This window comes from Methyloceanibacter sp. (genome assembly GCF_035650995.1).
Classification (GTDB): domain Bacteria; phylum Pseudomonadota; class Alphaproteobacteria; order Rhizobiales; family Methyloligellaceae; genus Methyloceanibacter.
Map to the genome: position 1 here is coordinate 1 of NZ_DASRGO010000028.1, position 20,559 is coordinate 20,559.

The 20,559-nt window shown below is 63.5% G+C and carries 24 protein-coding genes; 18 read left to right on the forward strand and 6 right to left on the reverse strand.

The features are described from left to right. Nucleotides 1–412: 412 nt before the first annotated feature. A complete protein-coding gene (locus VFB18_RS01860; RefSeq protein WP_324970575.1) occupies nucleotides 413–850 on the reverse strand; it encodes a CBS domain-containing protein in 438 nt (145 codons plus the stop codon). 143 nt (nucleotides 851–993) lie between these two features. Between VFB18_RS01860 and VFB18_RS01865 the strand changes: the two genes are divergently transcribed. Then, nucleotides 994–1,239, forward strand: a complete 246-nt coding sequence (locus tag VFB18_RS01865) for a hypothetical protein (RefSeq protein ID WP_324970576.1) — start codon at nucleotides 994–996, stop codon at nucleotides 1,237–1,239. 31 nt (nucleotides 1,240–1,270) lie between these two features. Here VFB18_RS01865 and VFB18_RS01870 read toward each other — a convergent pair whose 3' ends face one another. From VFB18_RS01870 to VFB18_RS01880, 3 genes are all read right to left on the reverse strand, one after another. Continuing rightward, complete coding sequence (locus tag VFB18_RS01870; RefSeq protein WP_324970577.1) at nucleotides 1,271–1,486, reverse strand: hypothetical protein; 216 nt, start codon at nucleotides 1,484–1,486, stop codon at nucleotides 1,271–1,273. Between the two features lie 392 nt (nucleotides 1,487–1,878). After that, a complete protein-coding gene (locus VFB18_RS01875) occupies nucleotides 1,879–2,316 on the reverse strand; it encodes a VOC family protein (RefSeq protein WP_324970578.1) in 438 nt (145 codons plus the stop codon). 183 nt (nucleotides 2,317–2,499) lie between these two features. Continuing rightward, nucleotides 2,500–3,369 (reverse strand): DUF2189 domain-containing protein, encoded by an 870-nt coding sequence (locus VFB18_RS01880; protein WP_324970579.1) that lies wholly within the window; start codon nucleotides 3,367–3,369, stop codon nucleotides 2,500–2,502. A gap of 323 nt (nucleotides 3,370–3,692) precedes the next feature. On the opposite strand from VFB18_RS01880, the gene VFB18_RS01885 reads away from it, so the two are divergent. Continuing rightward, on the forward strand, nucleotides 3,693–4,397 hold the full coding sequence (locus VFB18_RS01885) for a cell wall hydrolase (RefSeq protein ID WP_324970580.1): 705 nt from the start codon (nucleotides 3,693–3,695) through the stop codon (nucleotides 4,395–4,397). 99 nt (nucleotides 4,398–4,496) lie between these two features. Beyond that, nucleotides 4,497–5,306, forward strand: coding sequence for a L,D-transpeptidase (locus VFB18_RS01890; RefSeq protein ID WP_324970581.1), 810 nt, complete (start codon nucleotides 4,497–4,499; stop codon nucleotides 5,304–5,306). A gap of 34 nt (nucleotides 5,307–5,340) precedes the next feature. Here the strand turns inward: VFB18_RS01890 and VFB18_RS01895 are convergent, their stop codons facing one another. After that, nucleotides 5,341–5,613, reverse strand: a complete 273-nt coding sequence (locus VFB18_RS01895; protein WP_324970582.1) for a hypothetical protein — start codon at nucleotides 5,611–5,613, stop codon at nucleotides 5,341–5,343. 67 nt (nucleotides 5,614–5,680) lie between these two features. On the opposite strand from VFB18_RS01895, the gene VFB18_RS01900 reads away from it, so the two are divergent. The 11 genes from VFB18_RS01900 to VFB18_RS01950 all read left to right on the forward strand — a co-directional run bounded on the left by VFB18_RS01900 (nucleotide 5,681) and on the right by VFB18_RS01950 (nucleotide 12,568). Then, nucleotides 5,681–6,157: an allene oxide cyclase family protein gene (locus VFB18_RS01900; protein WP_324970583.1), complete on the forward strand. Its 477-nt coding sequence runs from the start codon at nucleotides 5,681–5,683 to the stop codon at nucleotides 6,155–6,157. Between the two features lie 12 nt (nucleotides 6,158–6,169). Beyond that, nucleotides 6,170–6,496: an MliC family protein gene (locus VFB18_RS01905; RefSeq protein ID WP_324970584.1), complete on the forward strand. Its 327-nt coding sequence runs from the start codon at nucleotides 6,170–6,172 to the stop codon at nucleotides 6,494–6,496. Between the two features lie 296 nt (nucleotides 6,497–6,792). Further along, nucleotides 6,793–7,269, forward strand: a complete 477-nt coding sequence (locus tag VFB18_RS01910; protein ID WP_324970585.1) for a phasin family protein — start codon at nucleotides 6,793–6,795, stop codon at nucleotides 7,267–7,269. Nucleotides 7,270–7,296: 27 nt separating this feature from the next. Further along, entirely contained in the window at nucleotides 7,297–7,602 is a 306-nt protein-coding gene (locus tag VFB18_RS01915) for a hypothetical protein (RefSeq protein ID WP_324970586.1), read from the forward strand. A gap of 274 nt (nucleotides 7,603–7,876) precedes the next feature. Further along, the gene (locus tag VFB18_RS01920; protein ID WP_324970587.1) at nucleotides 7,877–8,338 is read left to right on the forward strand and encodes a phasin family protein; all 462 of its coding nucleotides are present in this window, start codon (nucleotides 7,877–7,879) and stop codon (nucleotides 8,336–8,338) included. After that, nucleotides 8,335–8,541 carry a hypothetical protein gene (locus tag VFB18_RS01925; protein ID WP_324970588.1) on the forward strand — a complete coding sequence of 69 codons (207 nt, stop codon included), beginning with the start codon at nucleotides 8,335–8,337 and terminating at the stop codon, nucleotides 8,539–8,541. The genes VFB18_RS01920 and VFB18_RS01925 overlap by 4 nt, the downstream gene beginning before the upstream one ends. 25 nt (nucleotides 8,542–8,566) lie before the next feature. Beyond that, on the forward strand, nucleotides 8,567–8,773 hold the full coding sequence (locus tag VFB18_RS01930; protein ID WP_324970589.1) for a hypothetical protein: 207 nt from the start codon (nucleotides 8,567–8,569) through the stop codon (nucleotides 8,771–8,773). Nucleotides 8,774–9,309: 536 nt separating this feature from the next. Next, on the forward strand, nucleotides 9,310–9,714 hold the full coding sequence (locus VFB18_RS01935) for a hypothetical protein (RefSeq protein WP_324970590.1): 405 nt from the start codon (nucleotides 9,310–9,312) through the stop codon (nucleotides 9,712–9,714). A gap of 351 nt (nucleotides 9,715–10,065) precedes the next feature. After that, nucleotides 10,066–11,766 (forward strand): L,D-transpeptidase family protein, encoded by a 1,701-nt coding sequence (locus VFB18_RS01940; RefSeq protein WP_324970591.1) that lies wholly within the window; start codon nucleotides 10,066–10,068, stop codon nucleotides 11,764–11,766. Continuing rightward, nucleotides 11,756–12,154, forward strand: coding sequence for a YARHG domain-containing protein (locus VFB18_RS01945; RefSeq protein ID WP_324970592.1), 399 nt, complete (start codon nucleotides 11,756–11,758; stop codon nucleotides 12,152–12,154). Before VFB18_RS01940 ends, VFB18_RS01945 begins: the two co-directional genes overlap by 11 nt. A gap of 33 nt (nucleotides 12,155–12,187) precedes the next feature. Then, entirely contained in the window at nucleotides 12,188–12,568 is a 381-nt protein-coding gene (locus VFB18_RS01950) for a YARHG domain-containing protein (RefSeq protein ID WP_324970593.1), read from the forward strand. Between the two features lie 12 nt (nucleotides 12,569–12,580). Here VFB18_RS01950 and VFB18_RS01955 read toward each other — a convergent pair whose 3' ends face one another. Then, on the reverse strand, nucleotides 12,581–13,198 hold the full coding sequence (locus VFB18_RS01955; RefSeq protein WP_324970594.1) for a glutathione S-transferase family protein: 618 nt from the start codon (nucleotides 13,196–13,198) through the stop codon (nucleotides 12,581–12,583). A gap of 393 nt (nucleotides 13,199–13,591) precedes the next feature. On the opposite strand from VFB18_RS01955, the gene VFB18_RS01960 reads away from it, so the two are divergent. The 4 genes from VFB18_RS01960 to VFB18_RS01975 all read left to right on the forward strand — a co-directional run. Beyond that, nucleotides 13,592–14,788, forward strand: coding sequence for an efflux RND transporter periplasmic adaptor subunit (locus VFB18_RS01960; protein ID WP_324970595.1), 1,197 nt, complete (start codon nucleotides 13,592–13,594; stop codon nucleotides 14,786–14,788). An 8-nt stretch (nucleotides 14,789–14,796) separates the two neighbouring features. Next, on the forward strand, nucleotides 14,797–18,081 hold the full coding sequence (locus tag VFB18_RS01965) for an efflux RND transporter permease subunit (RefSeq protein ID WP_324970596.1): 3,285 nt from the start codon (nucleotides 14,797–14,799) through the stop codon (nucleotides 18,079–18,081). Between the two features lie 178 nt (nucleotides 18,082–18,259). Further along, nucleotides 18,260–20,275: an acetyl/propionyl/methylcrotonyl-CoA carboxylase subunit alpha gene (locus VFB18_RS01970; RefSeq protein WP_324970597.1), complete on the forward strand. Its 2,016-nt coding sequence runs from the start codon at nucleotides 18,260–18,262 to the stop codon at nucleotides 20,273–20,275. A gap of 123 nt (nucleotides 20,276–20,398) precedes the next feature. Beyond that, nucleotides 20,399–20,559 (forward strand): acylphosphatase (locus tag VFB18_RS01975; protein ID WP_324970598.1); only part of this gene is annotated, 161 nt, incomplete at its 3' end.

Below are 20,559 nucleotides of genomic sequence, written 5' to 3' on the forward strand. Positions count from 1 at the left end.
CCCGCGGGTCTTGTCGCAACAAGGCACTCGGGCGGCACCGGAGCTCCCCCCGGACCCAATAAGAGGTCCTGCCAGGAGCTGGCTGTGAGGTTCGATTTTTGCGCGGTTCGCCTTCGCGAAGCTCGCTTCGGCGGGCGAAGGAAGGCCCGGCGCAAGGATAGAACTGAAGCGGGGCCCGCAGCCGGAAGACGCCGCAAATGACATGCGCTTCGGCGTGCGCGGAAGCGCGATGCGCTCAAGTAGCGCGAAGCGCGGTAGCGCACCGATAAAGGGCGCATGTGGCGCGCCGAGAGGCGCCCGCCGTGTCTCCCAAAAGGAGATGCGGACACCATAGGTTTGCGCTTTTCGGCGCGCCGCCCCCCTCCGGGGGACTCGCTCTTTGACATGACCTCACGCGGAAGCCGCGGCGAGGCTAATGGCGTGCGGCCACGGCGTAGTCGCGCAGGACGTCGGCCTCCTCCTGCAACTCGCCCAGGCGATGCTTGAGGACGTCGCCGATGCTGACGATGCCGACGAGCCTTTCGCCGTCCTTGACCGGCAAATGACGAATGCGCCGGCGCGTCATCAGCTTCATCACGTCGGTGATCTTGTCCTCGGGCGAGCAGACGACGACCGCCTTGGTCATCAGCTCGGAAATTTTAACGCCCGGCAAGCGGTCGCCGTGCGCGGCGAGGCCGTAGGCGAGATCGCGCTCCGACAGGATGCCCTCGATCGTGTTGCCGTCGCTGCTCACCACGAGCGCGCCGATTTGCGCCGCGCGCAAGTGCCCCGAGGCGAGGACCGCCGTCTCGTGCGGCGGAACCGTCGTCACCGCCGAACCTTTGGTCCGCAGAATGTCAGCTACCTTCATGGTCCGCTCCTTGTGCGCCCAAAGGCGCGTCAATCACTCATGGTAGCAAAGATGGGCATGAGGACGGCATCACGCCAACGTGTTTGCATGCCATGATTGGGCCGTTTGGCCGGTGTAAATCGCCGCAGGCAAGGAGGGTGGCAATGCGGACAGCCCTTCTGGTGACGGCGTTGCTCTGGACCTTGGCTCTTCCGCCGCGGGCGAGCGCGGACTTCAAGTGCTTCGATACGCCGGACGGCGGGTGGCGGTGCGCCTGCGTCGGCTCTAGCGATTGCGAGGCGATGCAGAAGTCCGGCGCCTGCAAATCGGATATCGTCTGCGATAAAGGCGAGCTCGGCTCGAGGGTGTGCAGTTGCAAGGCGGCGCGCGCCGCGCGGGCCGCGCACTGAGATCGGCGGACGCCGAGCAGCCGGAGAAGGGCTAGTTCCGCGGCCGGTCCTTCCAGCGCGCGAGAAGCTTATCGATGCTCGCTTGCGCCTCGGAGACGGCGTCTTCCTTCCGCGCGGCCAATGTCCTCAACGGCGATCGCGTCAGGAGCGGCAGGTCGGGGCGCGTGGCGTAGATATTGGCGCACCAGCTTGCCCATTGGCGCGTCGGAACGATTTCGTACCCGCGATAGCGGTATGTCTGGGGCATTGCAGGGGCCTCCCACGAAGCCCCCCGTCGCCATCATTTAACGATTTTAGCGACAAAAGGGCAACACATTCGGTAAGACGGCCCCAACCGGAGCGACCGTTGCCCCCGTCGTTCGGTTAGGGCCGCCAGGACCGATCCCAGCGGTACCAATGCCTGCCCAGCCGCGCTTCGGCTTTGAGCCGGATCAAGCAGGCAAAGAAGAAGCCCGGTCTATGGGGGTCATAGGCCGGGCTTCTCCTACTCTTACTCATGCCTCCAAAGGCGGGCATCGGCGCCGGCTGCGCGGGGGTCGCAGGGATGCCAGGCGCCGACACCCGGGGGCGAAACGCGCGGCCGCAGAGTTGGTTTCGCTTGGTTCGTCGATTCGCAAGACACGCGGTTTTTGACCGACGTCAGTAGGTCGGCCAGAGCCCTGGCGTGGCGAGCTCGACCAGATGGCCGTCGGGATCGCGGAAATAGAGGCTTCTGCCCCCGCGCGGCCACTGCATCTCGCCCTCGATTGGGATCCCGTGCGATTTGAGGCGCTCCCTCCATTCCTCGAGTTCGGACGCCGAGATGGCAAAAGCAAGATGGAGGCGCCCGCTGCCGTCGTGAGGCGGGATGGTGCCGCCGGCAAGCACGGCGGTCTTGGTGGCGGAGCCCTTCGGAAACAGGAGCAGGACCTGCCCGCCAGGAATGTGCAAGGGCCGCAGCGCCCGGTTCTCTATTCTACTTCCCGCCGAGGTTTCGAGCACCGGTCCAAGGCCGAGAACGCGCTCGTAGAAGTCGCAGGAGCGGTCGAGGTCCTCGACATAAAGGGCGGTTTCCAGCAATCGGGCGATGCTTGGCATGGGGCACTCCCGCGCGCGACGAAATCTTTCCGGGCTTTGCGCGACCCTTGCCTCGCTATCCCAACTGTGCCGGGCACGCAAAGTTCGATCACCCGCCATCAACGAGCCGCGGCTTTAACTCCCTCCTGAAGGGGAGGCCGTTCGCTCAAGCGTCTTACGCCGCAAGAATAGGGCGACCGGTCGTCACACAACTACCTTCCGGTAAAGGTGCCAAGTGGCGTGTCCGAGCACGGGCACAACGACGATGAGGCCGAGGAAGGCGGGGATCGATCCGAGCAGGAGGCTGCCCGCGACGATCAGGCCCCAGGCGGCCATCGGGCCAGGATTCTCGGCGACGGCGTGGATCGAGGTTTCTACTGCCGTGAGAAGACCGACGTCGCGGTCGAGCAGGAGCGGGAACGACACCACGCTGATCGTCAGGACAAGCAGAGCGAAGAGAAAACCGACGCCCATACCGACGATGATCATCGCCCAGCCGGCCGGGGTGGTGAGTGCGTCGCGGACGAGCGCCGCGAGCGAGGCCGGTGCCTGGCGGCCGAGCGTGGCTTGGTAGATGCCGTCGGCCGCGACCAGCCAGAGGGCGAAAATCGCGAGCAGCACCAGTGCCAGAACGAAGATCGCCCCGAAGCGCGGCGAGCTCAGCACGCCGAAGGCATCGAGCCAGGAGATGCGTCTGCCTTGCTCGCGCCGGCGGCTCATTTCGTAAAGGCCGACGGCCGCGGCCGGGCCGATCAGGGCGAAGCCAGCGGCGAGCGGGAAGATGAGTGGCAGCATGTCGTAGCCGAAGGTGAGCCGCAGCAATGCGATGCCGGCCAAAGGATAGATGAGGCAAAGGAAGATGACGTCGGTTCGATAGGCCGCAAAATCGTCGAGGCCCTTGAGCAGAACGCCCCTCAAGTCGGCAACGTCGATGCGGCGAACCGGCAGCGGGGCCGGCTTTGCCTCCTCGCCGCCGAGGAGGGATCTTGGAAGCGACCCTACCGCAAGGGCGACATGGGAGATCTGGCCCCATCCCCACTCGATGGGGTTACGAATATGGTCTTGGCTGGCCATTGGGCTCCTCCAGAAGTTTCGCGTTTGGAGGGCCGCGGCCACCCGGGGCTAAGGGTCATTCGGCCGCTAGTCGCGAGCGAGCCGCGACCAATTGCAAAATTATACTCCGATCGCGGGCTTCCGTCTCGTCACGCAAATGTCGGCAAGACTTGCGGTATCGCGGCAAACAATCGCGAATAACGATAAAGCGCGTTAACCGCTTTGGCGGCTTGCGCCTTAATTGATCCCAAGATCGCTCCCTTCTGGTCATGAAATGATCGCCTTCATACGGCGAGTCCACTCCCTTCAGCCCGGAAATCGTCAACGAACTGAAGGAGAAGAGAGTGCGGATTCGCTGTTTCTTGTTCGCGGGCTTGTTGCTCGTGACTGCGACACCTTCGCATGCCTCGCTCGGCGTCGCGCCGCAGTGCGTCGCGCCGTCTCAGGACCTGCCGACCAAGGTTGGCGATGCCAAGTCGCCCTTGCCCGAACTTCCGCGCGTCGCCTCGAGCTACGACGCGGAGGATCGCGATTATTTGATCAGAACGATCGCCTTCGAGGCGGGCGAGGAGCCCGATGAAGGTAAGGCCGCGGTCGCCCACGTGGTCCTCAATCGGGAGAGGAGCGGGCGCTGGGGCTCAACCATCAAGCAGGTGGTAACCCGCCCATGGCAATTTGAGCCGTGGATGACGCGACGGAGGGAGATCGGACGACTTTCGCCGAGTGACCCGCTCTATCGGGACGCCGCACGGATCGCCGACGCGGTGCTCTCGGGAGAGATCCCCGATCCGACCGCGGGAGCAACGCACTTTCTCAATCCGACGATCGTGCGGCAGCGGCGCGGGGGCTCTCTGCCGTCTTGGGCGCAAGGGGAGGGGCAGCCGATCGGACAGCACACCTTCTACGCTCCGAACGGCGGCGTGCCCGAGGTGGAAGGGACCGTGCTGCCCGCCGACGCTTGGGAGGTTGTCACAATTCCGTGCTCGGGTAGCGAGGCCTCGAAGACGCCCGAGTCCGGTTTGATGACGCTTGCCGGCGGAGAGGATTGACGAAGAGGATTGCGAATCGTGGCAACCTAGGTGCCCTGATCGCAGTTCATGCTAGCGGCGTAGGCTGGTCAGTCCGCACGAACCCGAGGAGGGAGAGACGTGAGAGCATTGGCGGTGATGTTCCTAGTCATCAGTGCGGTCCTTGCGGGCACGGCCTTGGCCGAAGATGCCAGGCCTCAACCCCTCACCAGGGCAGACTGCGAGGCGGCATGGGGCTGGTCGTGGAACGAGACCGCCAATGTGTGCGAGACCGCCAAGATCACGGCGGGAGGACGGGCCGGGCAGCCGTTGACGCGCGCAGATTGCGATGCGGCCGGCATGTCGTGGAACGACAAGGCGCTGGTGTGCGAAGATAAGGCAGCGCAGAGCACGGCACGAGCCGCCGACACCAAGGCGACGGCTCCGGCGGCGCAGTCGATCCTCATCAACATCGACAAGTCCACGCAGCACATGACGGTGTTCATCGACGGCGTGGAAAAATTCGACTGGCCGGTGTCGACAGGCAGGCATGGCTACTCGACCCCGTCGGGCACCTTCACGCCGCTGTCGATGAACGAGATTTGGTACAGCAAGGAGTGGGACAACGCGCCCATGCCGCACGCCATCTTCTATATGAAGGATGGGCATGCCATTCACGGCAGCTATGAAGTGAAAAATCTGGGCAGGCCCGCGTCGCACGGGTGCGTGCGCCTCTCGCCGCAGAACGCCACCATCCTTTTCAACTTGGTGAAGGCGACGGGCCTCGACAAGACGCAAGTGGTGTTGAGCGGAGAAACGCCGGGCGGCGAGGCCAAGGTGGCGAGCGCAGGCAAACCGCGGAGTGTCGCTCGTGCCTGGCCCAATCCTTATCTCATCGACACGGAGCCGAAGCGAGGCGGTTTCTTCAGGCGCCTGTTCGGGGCTCGCTAGAGTCGCCGCGCATTTTGGGCGGCGATCACGACGGTCAGTCCTCGGCCTCAGGCTCGAATGTGGCGCCGGGGACCTGGTCGCATTCGGCCTTGGTCATCATGAGGAAGCCCTGGCCTTTGCAGGCATTCGTTCCGGCGCAGCCGTTCTTGGCGCTGCCGCACGCACTTTGTCCCTTGCAGGCATTGGCGCCGATGCAGCGGCCCTTCGCTTCGTCGGCGTAGGCCGGACCGCTTTGGGCCGTAATGGCGCCAATGACGGCAGCCACGGCGGCGGCGATCGCCGCGCCCGATCTGTTGCTTGGTTTCATGATCCCCTCCGCAGCAAGACTCCGCTATGCTGATTTCGGTTTTGTCATGAGTGGAAGGAGACGGGCAATGTCGAAATCAGCACAACGTGCATGCACATTCGGCCTCTCGGCCGCCGCCTGTGGGGCCGCTTTGGGGCTCATGGCGGTGGCGTTCACCCCGAATTATGCGCTCGCCGCGCAGGAGCTGAAGATGGTCGAGCATGCAACGACCGACGCCGTCACCGACACCGGCGCTGCGGGCGACAGCGCGGGAGATGTGCTCACCTTCGCCAACGAAGTGTACGACGCCGACGACAAGGACAAGATCGGCAGCGATCAGGGCATCTGCTTCCGCACCGTAGTCGGCAAGGCGTGGGAGTGCTTCTGGACCCTTTCGCTCGACAAGGGGCAGTTGACGGTCGAGGGGCCATTCTACGATTCGGGCGACTCCGTGCTTGCGATCACCGGCGGCACTGGAGAGTTCGCCGGCGCGCAAGGCGACATGCTGCTGAGCGCCAAGGGCACCGACGGCAAGGCCTACTATTTCACCTACCGCATCAAGTGACGCGCAGGGTCGATGACCTTTTCAAGTAACGTCACCCAATGTGCCGTGCTCGCGGCCATGACGCTCGCGGTTGAGCCTCTGCTCGCTGCGGCGCCGGTCGCGAGCGCCACCTTCACCTGCAAAGGCGGCAAGACGATCGCGGCGACGTTTTACCCCGACAAGGTCGAGCTCAAGCTCAGCGACGGGCGGAGCTTGACCTTGCCGCAGGCCATGTCGGCCTCGGGTGCGCGCTATGCGAACAAGGACGAGAGCTTCGTCTTCTGGAACAAGGGCGACACCGCCTTCATCACCGAGGGGGCGTCCGGGCAGCAATCCTACTCGGATTGTGTCACCAAATAGCGCGACGGCCCGCGCAACTGCCGACGTTGTCTTGTCTTGCCTGGGGCCAGTATGGCCCAACTGCTGCAGGTAAAATGCGGCTTGTCTCAATCGATGCTTGCATTAGGCGTGGAGGGAGCCTAGGGTTCGAGAACTGGCGCGCCGCCCCCAGGCGATGACGGTAAAGATTACCGTGCCGATTCTGTGCACGCCCCCTTTTCCGAACATCTCAGCACACCGAGCCCTTCGCGGCTCGCGGCTCGCGGCTTTCCAGCCTGCGAAAATCGCCGGTGCTTTTAACCCCAAGAGGTATGTTCATGACCGCCACCCTTAATCCACAGAGTGCAGCCGACCAAGCCCGCGCCACCTATTATGCGGCGACGGCTCAGCTCGGCCGGCTCGGCCTCGACACCGCCATTTCGGAGGACTTGCGGGCCCTTGCCGGGAAGACGGTCGCGCAGAGCCGCGAGGTGTATGATCGCTCCAAGGATGCTTTCGACGCCTCCTTGACGGCATTCGAGACGTCGTTCGACGCCGCCTATCAAGGTGCCACAGCGCTCAACCGCAAGATCGTCGATATCGGCCGCCGCAATGTCGATGCCACTTTTGATTTGGCCGAGACCTTGGCGGGCGCAAAGAGCGTCGCCGACATGATGGAGTTGCAGGCCGCCTTCTGGCGCAAACAGTTCGGCGTGTTGACGGCGCAAGCAGAAGAGGTCCGCGCGCTTTCGACCAAGGTGGCGGCGGATGCGAGTGAACCGCTCAAGGCGCACTTGGCACAACGGCATGGATGAGCGCAGGTCGAACCCGGAATTCGGTCGATGACGACGCGGACAACCAACAAGACCGTCACTTTTTGTCGGCCCTTTTGTCTGAAGGGCGTTGATCGTCTACTGCCCCCTCGGGACTATCGCGTGCTTACCGAGGAAGAACTGATCGAGGGGGTGTCGTTTCCGGTCTACCGTCGCGTATCGACCGCCATTTTCGTGCCGGCGCCCACGGGATCGGCGGTAGAGATGGTGACGATCGATCCTGCGGATCTTCAAACGGCGCAGGAACACGACGCAGCGATGCCGACTGTTGAACGCACAGCGATCAAGACGCTTGAAAACTTCGAAAGGACATAAATCCATGCGCGCTATTTTGCACGCCAAGTTTGGCGACCGCGTCGCCGAGCTTGCCCCCAATCCTAAAACCACACTTCGCACAAGCGCCAGTCCGCAGGAGGAGTCCTCGGTCAGCGAATTTGAGATCGCACTGACGAAAGCGCGGGCTGACTGGCGAGCAAGCAGGGGCCGGACTCGGACGGTTGCTCGGAGCGACCGCACAGTGCGGCGTCCGTAGCGACGTCCGTCGGGCCTGCGCGGTAGCTTCGTGAGAGAGAGATAGAGAGTGAGAGTGATGAATCGAAATTTTCAAGCGGCCGCTCGACAAGCCGACGATGAGCAGGATCGCGATAGCTACCGCGACGTGACAACCCAACTCGGTCTCCTCGGTCTTGATCCTGCTATCCCGGATGGCGTACGTGATCTTGCCCAGAAGTCTGTGGCACACGCTCGCGAAGACTGTAACAGCACGATGGATGCCTTCGACGCGTCCGTCGCCGCGTTCGAAAGGTCCTTTGCCGCTGCTGGTAGAAGCGCGGCTGCGTTCGACCGCAAATTCATCGATAGTGCGAGGCGCGACGTGAATTCCAGCTTCGACTTGGCGACAAGCTTGGCAGGAGCCAAGGGCCTCTACGATATGGTGAAATTGCGGGCGGCCAGATGGCGCGAGCAACTCGATGAGCTGAGGGCCCAAGCGAAAAACGTCCGCGCCCTTTCGGTCGAGACGACGGAACCAGGTCAGGGAGATCCTGAATGACGCATCACAGCATCTTGCTGGAGCCGGACGGTCCGGGCTCCTACCGGTTCAAATTCGCGACCGAGAGGGGAGAGATTTCCGGCCGGGTCCGGGTTGCGGTGGAGGGGCCGCCCGATAACCGTTCCGAGGCCGATCAAGAGCAAGCCGCGCTGAACCAAATTCTGGCGCTCTCGAGGGAGTTTGCCCAGTCCTGTGGCGATTAGCGGACGCAAGGAGCCTTGAGGTTTGATGGACGAAGTCGAGGTCATCCGCAACGGCCGGACCGATCAGTTCTCGATCACGCTGGTCCACGGCGGCGACACAATACGGTGCATGATTTCGGTGGCCTTAGGGGGTACGGTGGATGAGCGCTCCGACGGCGAGAAACATAGGGCTGCGCTTTCCAAGGCCAAGGCGCTCGCCAAGGCTCTCGATTCAGCCATTGAGAGTTCGTGATCGCCATAAAGGTCGATACGTCCGCAACAAAGGAGGGTCTTCTCAATGAGACCTTTACACGAGCCTTCCGGGCACAGCTTCCACATCGGGAGCGTGGTGCGACTGAGCAAGCGGTTTCCGGCGCGGAAGGCTTGCTCAGGCCCATACGAGGTCGTCGCTCAGCTTCCCGAGCGCGATGGACAATTCCAATACCGCGTAAAAAGCGGCTGTGAGCCGTTTTACCGCACCGTTGCCGAGGGCGAGCTCGAACTTGACGGAGGAGGAACAGTCACCCGCGACCACATTCCCAGTCGCGTGCCTCGCAGACGGGTGGTCGCACCATGAGCTTGAAAAACCAGCTAGGGCCTCCGGGTTAAGGCTGAGAAGGGCGGCCTCAGCGGTTTGCTATCCCAGGCCGCCGTGAGCGCGTCTCGCCGAAGATCGAGGGTTCTTGATAAGATTGCTGCGCCACTTGAGCGGCGGAAGAATTTTTGTAATCTGCGTCCTCTATTATTCGCCGGCTCCTGGCGGCTTCACCTCATCCGAAAGAAAACGACATGCCCACCTTGTCTGCCCGAACGGTCTTGGCTTGCAGCATCGGCCTCTTCTCGCTTGCCGCTCATGCCGGGCCCGGCATGGCGGTCTATCTGCGCAGCTACTACACCGAGTATGAGGTGGCACTCGATTGCATCGATAAGGAGCACCTCAATGCTGCCGATGCAGAAGCCGCCAAGGACGCCATGGCGAAAATCGAGGCCTACTACCTGAAGCGCGATGCCTCCATCAACAAGGACAAGGTGATGAAGCAGGCCGTGGCCAACAAGGATCAGGCCTTCAAGATGATGAAGGAAACGAGCAAGGTCGATACGCGCCAGTTCTGCCGGGCGTCCTTGAACGACCTCATCAACAAGGTTCGCGAAATCGACGCCGACGCGACCCCGATTAAGAAGAGCGGTTCGTAGGGCGTCCCCACCCACAGCACTTCCCGGTTGGCGTTCGGCGCTTCACTGTGTCGCTGCGTCGCTTGAGCGGCGGGGCAACCTTTCCTATCGTTCCGGTCGCTCACCATCCGAACCCGAGTTCGGTGCGGTTGGGGACCAAGAATGACTCGCTTCGCCGACCGCTTCGCGCTTTCCTGCTGCGCAGTCTTGCTGCCGCTCGCGGCTCACGCATCGTCGCCGACGCCGCGGCGGAAAAAAAGCGGCTCTTGAAGGCTCACGCTTCGCCGCTTTGCCGGCTTGCGACGGTGTCAGATGACGGTGGCCTAAGGGCCTCCTCTCGCGCTATTTTTGTGCCCTTGCGAGGGAAGAGGGATGCGCCGGGGAGTCCTGATCGCCGTCCTTTTGTCTGCGGCATGCTATTTGGCAGCCGCCGGGCCCGCTCGTGCCGAGGATCAGGGTGCAGCGACCCCTTCGTCCCCGTCACTGACGCCGACATTGCCGCCGCCGACGCCCGCACCGACGCCGACAGTGGAGGAGCCGACACCCGTACAGCCTGTTCCGGCAACTCCTGAGCCCGCCACGCCTCAGGCTGTCCCGCAAGAGCAGCCTCCGCTCGCTTCGACGCCTGCCGATCCGGTGGTGACCCTCATTCGGACGAAACTGTCCGATCCTGCCACCGGGAAGGGAGCAAACCCAGACGACCTCGCGGCCCTCCAAGCATTTTATGCGGAAAGGAGCGGCCCGCCGCTATGGATGACAGATATGGGAGTCACGGCGCGGGGACTCGCGGCCATCTCGGAAATCGGCAAGGCCGACGATTGGGGACTTTCAGCCGCCGACTTCGACCTGCCCGACGACGGCGCCCTGCCGCGGAGCAAGGAGGACGAAGCGGAGGCCGAAATCAAACTCGACCTCGCGGTCCTGAAATATGCCCGCTTCGCGCGCGGGGGCCGGTTCGATCCTTCGGCCATCAGCAAGCTGTTCGACCAGGTGCCGCCTTTGCGCGATCCGAGGACCGTGCTCGCCGAGATCGGTGCCGCGCCGGCACCCGATCTCTATCTCCGGTCGCTGCAGCCCAAGCACGAGCAGTTCCTGCGCCTTCGCCAGGTGCTGCTCAGGGCGCGCGCGGGAGGCGCCGTCGACGGTAAGCCCCTCAGCGATCGCGACATCAAGAAGATCGTCATCAACATGGAGCGCTGGCGCTGGATGCCTGAGGACCTCGGGCCGCTCTATGTGTGGAACAACACGCCCGAGTTCATGGTCTACATCGTCAAGGACGGCAAGCCGATCTATGCCGACAGAATCCTCGTCGGCACGCTGGCTTATGCGACGCCCGTGTTCACCGCCGACATGAAGACCGTCGTGTTCAACCCGGATTGGAATGCGCCGGAGACGGTGGTCAAGGAAAACCTGGCGCCGCCCCTGCGCGAGGGCAATCTGTCGATCCTGAAAGTACATAAGCTTTTCGTGAGCTTGAACGGCACGCCCGTCGACCCGACGCGGGTGGATTGGGCGCGCGCCAACATCATGGCCTACACCTTCAGTCAGGGGGCGGGGCCTGAGAACGTGCTCGGCAAGATCAAATTCATGTTTCCCAACAAGCACACCGTCTACATGCACGATACGCTCGCCTATCGGAAAAAGTTCTTCCAGAAGCCGATGCGCGCGATCGGGCATGAATGCGTGCGCATGGAGAAGCCGCAAAACTTCGCCGAGGTGCTGCTCGCCCAGGACAAGGGGTGGTCCGCGAGTCAGGTGAAGGACATGTGGGACAACGCCGTCAACAAGCCGGTCTCGATCGACCACAAGGTCCCGGTGCACATGGTCTATTTCACCGCGGTGGTCGACGATGCGGGAAAGGTCTCCTCGTTCGGCGACCTCTACGGCCTCGACAACAAGATGGCCGCGGCGATGTTCGGCAGCGCCGCCGGTTTCCCTGAACCGCCGCCGGAAAGCCGTTTGTCGGAAGAGGAAGCCGAGGCGCAAGCCTCTTCCCCCGGGCCATCGCGCCAGAGCCGGACCGCCGCCTCGCACAACGATATCGCCGGGTCGTTAGGCTTTATTGGCGATTAGCGCTGCCGCGCGGACCTGCACGCGAAAAGTCAAGCGGGCTCGTCATTCCGGCGCGAAACAAAATCAAGTATTCTTGCGGTTGTCGGGCTTCATGGAGGTTGATATGCGCGCGTCGACAACTCTCGCATCACTTGGTCTTGCCGGTAGTCTTTTTGCCGTGCTTGCCGCCGCCACGCCTGCGCGCGCCGATGCGTGCTTCGATCTGTGGGTCGCGCGCAACTCGATCTACAAGGCCTACGGCTATTGCTTCAAGACGCCGAAGGCGATCGCCTATTTCGGCAACGCCGGCTGTCAATATGATTACGAAGGCGACATTCCCTTTTCCCACTCCGACAAAGCCCGAGTGCTGGCCATCAAGAAACAAGAGCGCGCCCTCGGCTGTCTGTAGGTGAGGCGAGGAAATCAATCCAGGGAGGATCGCATGCTGCATTCGACAACAAAACTCGCGATGAAGGGACGTGTCGGTTCTGCCGCCATCGCCGCTTTGTCTCTCGCTGCCATCGGTGCGGCTCTCGTCGCTTCGCCTTCGCCCGCGCGCGCCAATTGCTATGAACTGATCGGCTGCACCGACAAAGACTATTTCAAGGCGTCGCAACTCAAGCAGCTGAGCTGCCAGATCCTGTGGGAAGTGCGCAACACGATCTACAAGGAAAACGGCTACTGCTTCCATACGCAGAAAGCGATCCAAGTCTTCGGCAATGCCGGCTGCAAATACGACAACGCTGGCGACGTGCCGCTCAATGCCGCCGAGCGGCACAACGTGCTTGCCATCAAGAAGGCCGAGGCGAAGAAGGGCTGCTGATGGAGCTTCACGCTAGGCGTTCTGCCAATAGGGCCTGGCGCGCAGGCGTGCGAGCCAGGCGGCGATATTCTTGTAGGGCGCAACGTCGAATTTGAGCAGTTCGGGTGCGCGGTCGAAACGCGGACCGATGGCGAAGTCGGCAACGCTGAGCGGGCCTACGACGTAATCGCGGCTCTCGAGCTGCTTGTCGAGGACCGGAAGGTAGCGATTGATCCGCGCATACGCCTCGTTCATGACGGCGGGGTCCTTGCCGGGCTCGTTTAAGACCATCGGCTTGATGATCATCTCCCAGCCGAGCATGTCTATGGCAGCCTCGGGGCCCGACGCCCACCAGAACAGCCACTGGTCGACGAGAGCCTGAGTTCGTGCGTCTTTGCCGCACAGCCCGCGTTCGGGAACCTTGGCGGCGAGATATTTGAGGATGGCGGGCGACTCCCACAAATAGAGCCCGTTCTCTTCGAGCGTCGGCACTCTGCCGTTCGGGTTCTTGGCAAGGAAGTCGGAGGAGCGGGTCTCGAGCGTGCGCGGATCCTTGACGACGGTGTTGAGCTTAATGCCGAGCTCGGCGGCGAGCAGCCTGACTTTGCGGCAGTGCGGCGATTCCTTGATGTCGTAAAGGGTAATGGTCATGACGTCTTCCTTGTCTAACGCGTAACCTCCCGGGTTTGACATCGCCCAATTGTGGCAGGCAGGCAAGGTCAGGAGGGAAGCAATGCGTGCGGCACGAATGCACGCTTACAATCAGCCTCTCGTTCTGGAGGATGTCCTGGTCCCCGAGATCGAACGAACGAGGTCCTCGTGAAGGTCGGCGCCGGAGATATCGGCGGCCGCGCTGTCATCAAATATTCGTTCACCGGCGCCGATTAACCACCGCGCGAGCGCCCAAGACCGTTTGCAAACGGCAAAGAGGCTGCTATCCCGTTGTTTTCTTGCGCCGTGTCGGGCGCAATTTTGCCCTCTCCCAAGGTTAAAGACGCGCTCGAACTGGGCCAATCGCGGGGACTCGGGGGGCTTGCCAAGGCCATGATCAAGCGCTTCGTCATTGCGGGCATCATCGTCGCCGTCTTCCTCGGCGGGGTTGGCTATTTCAACCTCGTGCTGAAGCCGGCGATGATCGCTCAATTCATCTCGAAGATGACGCCGCCGCCGGCGACCGTAACCGCGGACAAAGCGACCACCGAGCGCTGGACCGATCGAGTGCGCGCCATCGGCACCCTCGTCGCCATCCAAGGCGTCGACGTCGCGCCGGAGCTCGGCGGTACGGTCACCGAGTATTTTTTCGAGAGCGGCCAGGACGTCGAGAAAGGCGACAAGCTCGTCAAGCTCGACACCTCGGTCGAGGAGGCCGACCTCGCCGACAAGAAGGCGACGCTCCAGCAGACGCTCCTCGACTACGATCGGCAGTCCAAGCTCGTGAAGACGAGCGTCGTTTCGCAGTCGACGCTCGACCAGACCATAGCCAAGCGGGATTCGGCGGCGGCGGCGGTCCAGCACGTCGAAGCCGTCATCGCGCAGAAGACAATCACCGCGCCCTTCTCGGGAAGGCTCGGGCTGCGGCATGTCGAGAAGGGGCAATATGTGTCGCCCGGCCAGGCGCTCGTGTGGCTGCAGTCGCTCGATCCGATCTGGGTCGATTTCCCGGTGCCCGAGACGGCCGTCGGCCTGTTGAGGATCGGCAGCGTGATCGAGCTCGCAGCCGATGCCTATCCCGGCGAAGCCTTCAAGGGCGTGGTCGAGGCGTTCGACGCCAAGCTCAACCAGGAGGCGCGCATGCTGATGGTGCGTGCGAGGGTGCCGAATCCGGACCGCAAACTCTTGCCCGGGATGTTCGCCAATGTGGCGGTGCTGGCCGGCGAGCCAAAGGACGTGGTGACGGTGCCCCGCACGGCGCTGACCTACACGCTTTACGGCGATAGCGTCTGGGTGGTGAAGGAGGAGGCCAAGCCGGCTCTGCCGGCTCCGACGGTGTCGAGCGAGGCGGTGGCCACGGCAGCCGCGGCCGACGCCACGAGCGCAGTGCCGCCGGAGCCCAAGCTCACCGTCGAGCGCCGCTTCGTGCGCGCCGGCGACACGCAAGGCGACAGGGTCGCCATCCTCGAAGGCGTCAAGGCGGGCGAGGTGGTCGTCACCAGCGGCCAGCTCAAATTGCAGCCGGGCGCCGCCGTCAAGATCGACAACAGCCAGACGCTGAAGCCGCCGGCGGAGCTGCCGAAGCAGTAAATCCGCCCATGCATTTCACCGATCTCTTCATCAAACGGCCGGTGCTTGCCAGCGTGGTCAGCCTCCTGATCCTGCTTATTGGCTCGTGGGCCGGATTCAAGCTGCCGATCCGGCAGTATCCCGAGCTGTCGAACACGACGATCACCATCACCACGACCTATCCGGGCGCCAACGCCGACCTGATCCAGGGCTTCATCACCGTGCCGATCCAGCAGGCGGTGGCAAGCGCCGAGGGCATCGACACGCTGACCGCCTCTTCCACGCAGAACGTAAGCACGGTCACGCTCAACTTGAAGCTCGACGCCGACCCCGACCGGGCGATGACCGACGTCCTGTCGAAGATCGCCCAGGTGAAGAGCATCCTGCCGCGCGAAGCGAACGACTCGATCGTCACCAAGCAGACGGGCGAGGGCTACGCGCTCATGTACCTCTCCTTCAACTCGAAGGTGATGAGCTCCTCGCAGATCAGCGATTACCTCAATCGCGTGGTGCAGCCGAAGCTGCAGACCATCAACGGCGTGGCCAACGCGCAAATCCTCGGCGGGCAGACCTTCGCCATGCGCATCTGGCTTGATCCGGACCGCATGGCCGCGCTCGGCGTAACCCCGCTCGACGTTCGCGCGGCGCTCGCCGCCAACAACTTCACCTCGGCGCCGGGCCAGGTGAAGGGCGATTTCGTGCAGACCAACATCGACGCCAAGACCTCGCTCGAAGACCCGGCCGCATTCGGGCGCCTCGTGGTGATGAGTCGCGGCGACTCGCTCGTGCGCTTGGCCGACATCGCCGAGATCGAGCTCGGGCCGCAAAGCGCCGATTCCTCCTCGGTGTTCGACGGGCTGAAGGCGGTGTTCATCGGCGTCTACGCCACGCCCACCGCCAACCCGCTCACCGTGATCAGCAATGTGCGCGAGGCCTTCCCCGAGATCGAGAAGGAGCTGCCGCCGGGGCTCGAGGCGGCGATCGCCTACGACGCCACCAATTTCATCCGCGCCTCGCTGTGGGAGGTGATGAAGACGCTCGGCGAGGCCGCGCTCATCGTCATCGTGGTGATCTTCCTGTTCCTGGGCAACCTCCGCTCGACCATCATCCCCATCGTCACCATCCCGCTGTCGCTGATCGGCGTGCTCGCCGCGCTCGCCGCGCTCGGCTATTCGATCAACCTGATGACGCTGCTCGCGCTCGTGCTCGCCATCGGGCTCGTGGTGGACGACGCTATCGTCGTGGTCGAAAACATCTACCGCCATATCGAAGAGGGTAAGCGGCCGCTCGAGGCGGCGCTCCAGGGCGCGCGCGAGATCCTCTATCCGGTCATCGCCATGACCATCACGCTCGCAGCCGTATTCGCGCCGATCGGCTTCGTCTCAGGGCTGACCGGCACGCTGTTCCGCGAGTTCGCCTTTACGCTCGCGGGCGCGGTGATCGTTTCGGGCGTGATTGCCCTCACGCTGTCGCCGATGATGTGCTCGAAGCTGCTCAAGCCTCACTCGGCCAAGGAGGGCGGGCTCACCGGTTGGCTCGACCGCCGCTTCGAGAGCCTCAAGAACCGCTATCAGCGCCGCCTGCACGGCACGCTCAACTATCGGCCGGTGACGATCCTCGTGCTCGTCGGGCTGATTGCGGGGAGTGTGCTGATGTACCTGACGACGCAGAGGGAGCTCGCGCCGGAGGAGGACCAGGGCGTCCTCTTCACCCTGGTCAAGACCCCCCAATACGGCAATCTCGACTATATCGAGGACGCCACGACGAGGCTCTATAACGTGTACAGCTCGGTCGGGGAGAAGGAGCACGTCTTCACCATCAACGGCTTTCCCGACGTGCATCAGGCCTTTGCGGGGCTACTGCTCAAGCCGTGGGGCGAGCGGGCGCGCAACCAGAAAGCTGTTCTGCAAGAGCTGTCGCCGAAGATTTCGAGCATCGCCACGGCGCAGGCGATTGCCTTCTCGCCGCCGTCTTTGCCCGGCTCGGTCGGGGGGCCGCCGGTGCAATTCGTCATCACCACTACGCACGACTTCCGCCAGCTCGCCGACGTGCTCGCCGACGTCGAGAAGTCGGCGCGTGAAAGCGGATTGTTCATATTCTCCGACTCGGACCTTAGGTTCGAGACACCGCAGATCGAGTTCCATATCGACCACGACAAGGCGAACCGGCTCGGCATTTCCATGGCCGATATCGGCAACTCGCTCGCCACGCTGCTCGGCGGGAACTACGTCAACCTGTTCAACCTGTACGGACGGAGCTACCAGGTGATCCCGCAGGTGCCTCGCGAGTTCCGGCTGAACGACGAGTGGCTGACGCGCTATCAGATCCGCACCAGCGCCGGCACGCTCGTGCCGCTGTCCAACGTGGCCGAGATCAAGCGTACGGTGCAGCCGAACGCGCTTACCAATTTCCAGCAGCTCAACTCGGCGACGCTGTCGGCGGTGCCATTCCCGGGCCGGACGGTAGGCGAGGCGATCGACTTCCTGAAGAAGAAGGCTGAGAGTTTTCCAGAGGGCTTCACCTACGACTTCCAGGGCGAGAGCCGGCAGTTCGTGCAGGAAGGCAATACGCTTGTCTACACCTTCGTGTTCGCGCTGATCATCATCTTCCTGGTGCTGGCCGCTCAATATGAAAGCTTCCGCGACCCGCTCATCATCCTGATCGCGCTGCCGTGCTCGATCTTCGGCGCGATGATCCCGCTCAATGCCGGGCTCGCCACCATCAACATCTACACCCAGATCGGCCTCGTCACCCTCATCGGGCTGATCTCCAAGCACGGCATCCTGATGGTGGACTTCGCCAACAAGCTGCAGGAGAGCCAGGGCTATGGGCGCCGCGAGGCGATCGAGCATGCCGCGGCCATCAGGCTAAGGCCGATTCTGATGACCACCGCGGCGATGGTGGTGGCCATGGTGCCCCTCCTGATCGCGCGGGGCGCGGGTGCCGCGAGCCGCTTCGATATCGGCGTGGTGATCGCGGCCGGCATGACCGTCGGCACGCTGTTCACCCTGTTCGTGACGCCTGCCGTCTACACCTATCTTGCCCGCGATCACCAGAAGGCGCGCGAGCGCGAGGCCGAGGCGATCGCGAAAGCTACACTCGAGGCGAGAGCCGAGACGCTCGCGGAGGAGGATGCCGAGGCCGAAGCCGGGATGTTGTTCCCAGGGGCGCCGGAGACGGCAGGAATGCCGCAGCAGGCGGCGCATGCTGACCCGGGGTCGGAGTCGGCCTCCGCCGATGATGTGCCGCACGGGCGGCGTCTGTCCTGGCGGGAGCGGCGGCGGAGAAGGAGGCTCGCTCCGGCGGCCGAGTAGCCCACCGGCTTAAACACGCAGTTTACTCGCTGCCTAGGAGCCTCTAGAAAGCCGTGGCGCAACGGGGCTATCGTTCAGCCCCAGATTGCAATAGCGCCTTTCAGTCTTGTTCGGCGTGCACTCGTCGGGAAGGCAGTTCCCGCCTGTCCGACGGGCATGCCTCATGGGCGGGGACTTTATGTTTGCCAAGCTTTTGATCGCCAATCGCGGCGAGATTGCCTGCCGCATCATCAGGACGGCGCGAAGGCTCGGGATCAAAACGGTCGCCGTTTATTCCGATGCCGACCGCGACGCGCTGCATGTGGACATGGCCGACGAGGCCGTGCCGATCGGCCCCTCTCAGGCCGCGCAGTCTTATCTCGACATCAACAAGATCATTGCGGCCGCCAAGACGACCGGCGCCGAGGCGGTCCATCCGGGCTACGGCTTTCTGTCGGAGAACCCCGCCTTCGCCCTCGCTCTTGAGGGGGCGGGCATTGTCTTTGTCGGCCCGAACCCCAAGGCCATCGAGGCGATGGGCGACAAGATCGAGTCGAAGAAGCTCGCGGCGAAAGCCAAGGTCTCGACCGTTCCCGGCCATCTCGGCGTGATCAAGGACGCCAAGGAAGCGGTCAAGATCGCCGACCAGATCGGCTATCCCGTCATGATCAAGGCTTCGGCCGGCGGCGGCGGCAAGGGCATGCGCATCGCCTATAGCCGCAAGGAGGTCGAGGAGGGCTTCACCTCCTCGAAGTCCGAGGCCAAGTCGAGCTTCGGCGACGACCGCGTGTTCATCGAGAAATATGTCGAGGAGCCCCGCCATATCGAGATTCAAGTGCTCGGCGACAAGCACGGCAACGTCATTCATCTCGGCGAGCGCGAATGCTCGATCCAGCGGCGGAACCAGAAGGTCGTCGAGGAGGCGCCGAGCCCATTCGTCGACGCCAAGACGCGCGAGGCGATGGGCGCGCAGGCGGTCGCCCTCGCCAAGGCCGTCGGCTACGACTCGGCGGGCACCGTCGAGTTCATCGTCGACAAGGACCGCAATTTCTTTTTCCTGGAGATGAACACACGCCTCCAGGTGGAGCACCCCGTGACCGAGCTTGTCACCGGGCTCGATCTCGTCGAGGAGATGCTGAACGTCGCGGCCGGCAAGAAGCTCGCGCTCAAGCAGAAAGACGTGAAGCTCAAGGGCTCGGCAGTCGAGGTGCGCGTCTATGCCGAGGACCCGACGCGCAACTTCTTACCCTCGACCGGCCGGCTGGTGCGCTACCGGCCGCCCAAGCTCGGCATCGAAGGCGACGTCATCACCCGGCTCGATTCGGGCGTCGAGGAGGGCGGCGAGATCAGCGTCTATTACGACCCGATGATCGCCAAGCTCATCACCTACGCGCCGACGCGCCTTAAGGCCATCGAGGCCATGGGCGGCGCGCTCGACGCGTTTGCCATCGACGGCTTCCGCCACAACATTCCCTTCCTCTCGGTCCTGATGCGCAACGAACGCTGGCGCGAGGGGAGACTCTCCACCAAGTTCATCGCCGAGGAATTCCCCGAAGGCTTCAGGCCGCCGAAGCCGTCGGGGCACGTGCGCGACGTGCTGGTCGCGGTCGCCGCCGCGATCGATCACATGAGCAACCAGCGCCGGCGCCTGATCACCCAGCAGATGCAGGGCGAGCCGGTCCGCTTCGCCGAGAAGCGCATCGTCGAGCTCGGCGAGGACCGCGTGCGCGTGACAGTCGCCGGCGAGCTCGACGGCAATGCGAAGGTGTTCGTCTACGGCGACGAAGAGCCCGACCGGCGCATCACGCTGTCGCACTCCTGGTGGTTCGGCATGCCCGTGTTCGAGGGCACGGCCGACGGCGTGCCGATCGCGGTGCAGGTGCGCCCGATCCTGAACGGCTGTCACCTGACCTATCAGGGCGTCGAAGTTTCGACGCGCGTGTTCACCGAGCGCGAGACGGAGCTCGCCTCGCAGATGCCGGCCAAGGTGAAGCCGGACATGTCGAAGTTCCTGCTCTGCCCGATGCCGGGGCTCGTCGTATCGCTCGCCGTGAGCGAGGGACAGGAAGTCGCGGCGGGCGATGCGCTGTGCGTCGTCGAGGCGATGAAGATGGAAAACGTGCTCAAGGCCGAGCGCGACGCCAAGGTGGCAAAGATCCTGGCCAAGCCCGGCGACAGCCTCAATGTCGACGCCGTGATCCTCGAATTTGCTTAAACGCCATCCTTGCCACGTCATGCCCGGCCTTGAGCCGGGCATCCAGGGGCGGCAGGTTTAACGCGAGCGGCCTCTGGATTGCCGGGTCAAGCCCTGCAATGACGGTCAGTGTTGGAGGTCATCATGGCGAGGGCGCAAGACGACAAGCGCACCGTGACGGTGAGAATCGAGGGCCGGGTGCAGGGGGTCTATTACCGCGCCTGGACCTACGAGACCGCGCAATCGCTCGGGCTCGACGGCACGGTGCAGAACACGGCGGACGGCGCGGTCGAGGCGGTGTTTTC

Excerpts from the sequence above, each read along its gene's own strand:
- VFB18_RS01860 (WP_324970575.1), bottom strand. The coding sequence starts at position 850 with ATGAAGGTAGCTGACATTCTGCGGACCAAAGGTTCGGCGGTGACGACG.
- VFB18_RS01865 (WP_324970576.1), top strand. The coding sequence starts at position 994 with ATGCGGACAGCCCTTCTGGTGACGGCGTTGCTCTGGACCTTGGCTCTT.
- VFB18_RS01870 (WP_324970577.1), bottom strand. The coding sequence starts at position 1,486 with ATGCCCCAGACATACCGCTATCGCGGGTACGAAATCGTTCCGACGCGC.
- VFB18_RS01875 (WP_324970578.1), bottom strand. The coding sequence starts at position 2,316 with ATGCCAAGCATCGCCCGATTGCTGGAAACCGCCCTTTATGTCGAGGAC.
- VFB18_RS01880 (WP_324970579.1), bottom strand. The coding sequence starts at position 3,369 with ATGGCCAGCCAAGACCATATTCGTAACCCCATCGAGTGGGGATGGGGC.
- VFB18_RS01895 (WP_324970582.1), bottom strand. The coding sequence starts at position 5,613 with ATGAAACCAAGCAACAGATCGGGCGCGGCGATCGCCGCCGCCGTGGCT.
- VFB18_RS01900 (WP_324970583.1), top strand. The coding sequence starts at position 5,681 with ATGTCGAAATCAGCACAACGTGCATGCACATTCGGCCTCTCGGCCGCC.
- VFB18_RS01905 (WP_324970584.1), top strand. The coding sequence starts at position 6,170 with ATGACCTTTTCAAGTAACGTCACCCAATGTGCCGTGCTCGCGGCCATG.
- VFB18_RS01910 (WP_324970585.1), top strand. The coding sequence starts at position 6,793 with ATGACCGCCACCCTTAATCCACAGAGTGCAGCCGACCAAGCCCGCGCC.
- VFB18_RS01915 (WP_324970586.1), top strand. The coding sequence starts at position 7,297 with ATGACGACGCGGACAACCAACAAGACCGTCACTTTTTGTCGGCCCTTT.
- VFB18_RS01920 (WP_324970587.1), top strand. The coding sequence starts at position 7,877 with ATGAATCGAAATTTTCAAGCGGCCGCTCGACAAGCCGACGATGAGCAG.
- VFB18_RS01925 (WP_324970588.1), top strand. The coding sequence starts at position 8,335 with ATGACGCATCACAGCATCTTGCTGGAGCCGGACGGTCCGGGCTCCTAC.
- VFB18_RS01930 (WP_324970589.1), top strand. The coding sequence starts at position 8,567 with ATGGACGAAGTCGAGGTCATCCGCAACGGCCGGACCGATCAGTTCTCG.
- VFB18_RS01935 (WP_324970590.1), top strand. The coding sequence starts at position 9,310 with ATGCCCACCTTGTCTGCCCGAACGGTCTTGGCTTGCAGCATCGGCCTC.
- VFB18_RS01940 (WP_324970591.1), top strand. The coding sequence starts at position 10,066 with ATGCGCCGGGGAGTCCTGATCGCCGTCCTTTTGTCTGCGGCATGCTAT.
- VFB18_RS01950 (WP_324970593.1), top strand. The coding sequence starts at position 12,188 with ATGCTGCATTCGACAACAAAACTCGCGATGAAGGGACGTGTCGGTTCT.
- VFB18_RS01955 (WP_324970594.1), bottom strand. The coding sequence starts at position 13,198 with ATGACCATTACCCTTTACGACATCAAGGAATCGCCGCACTGCCGCAAA.
- VFB18_RS01960 (WP_324970595.1), top strand. The coding sequence starts at position 13,592 with ATGATCAAGCGCTTCGTCATTGCGGGCATCATCGTCGCCGTCTTCCTC.
- VFB18_RS01965 (WP_324970596.1), top strand. The coding sequence starts at position 14,797 with ATGCATTTCACCGATCTCTTCATCAAACGGCCGGTGCTTGCCAGCGTG.
- VFB18_RS01970 (WP_324970597.1), top strand. The coding sequence starts at position 18,260 with ATGTTTGCCAAGCTTTTGATCGCCAATCGCGGCGAGATTGCCTGCCGC.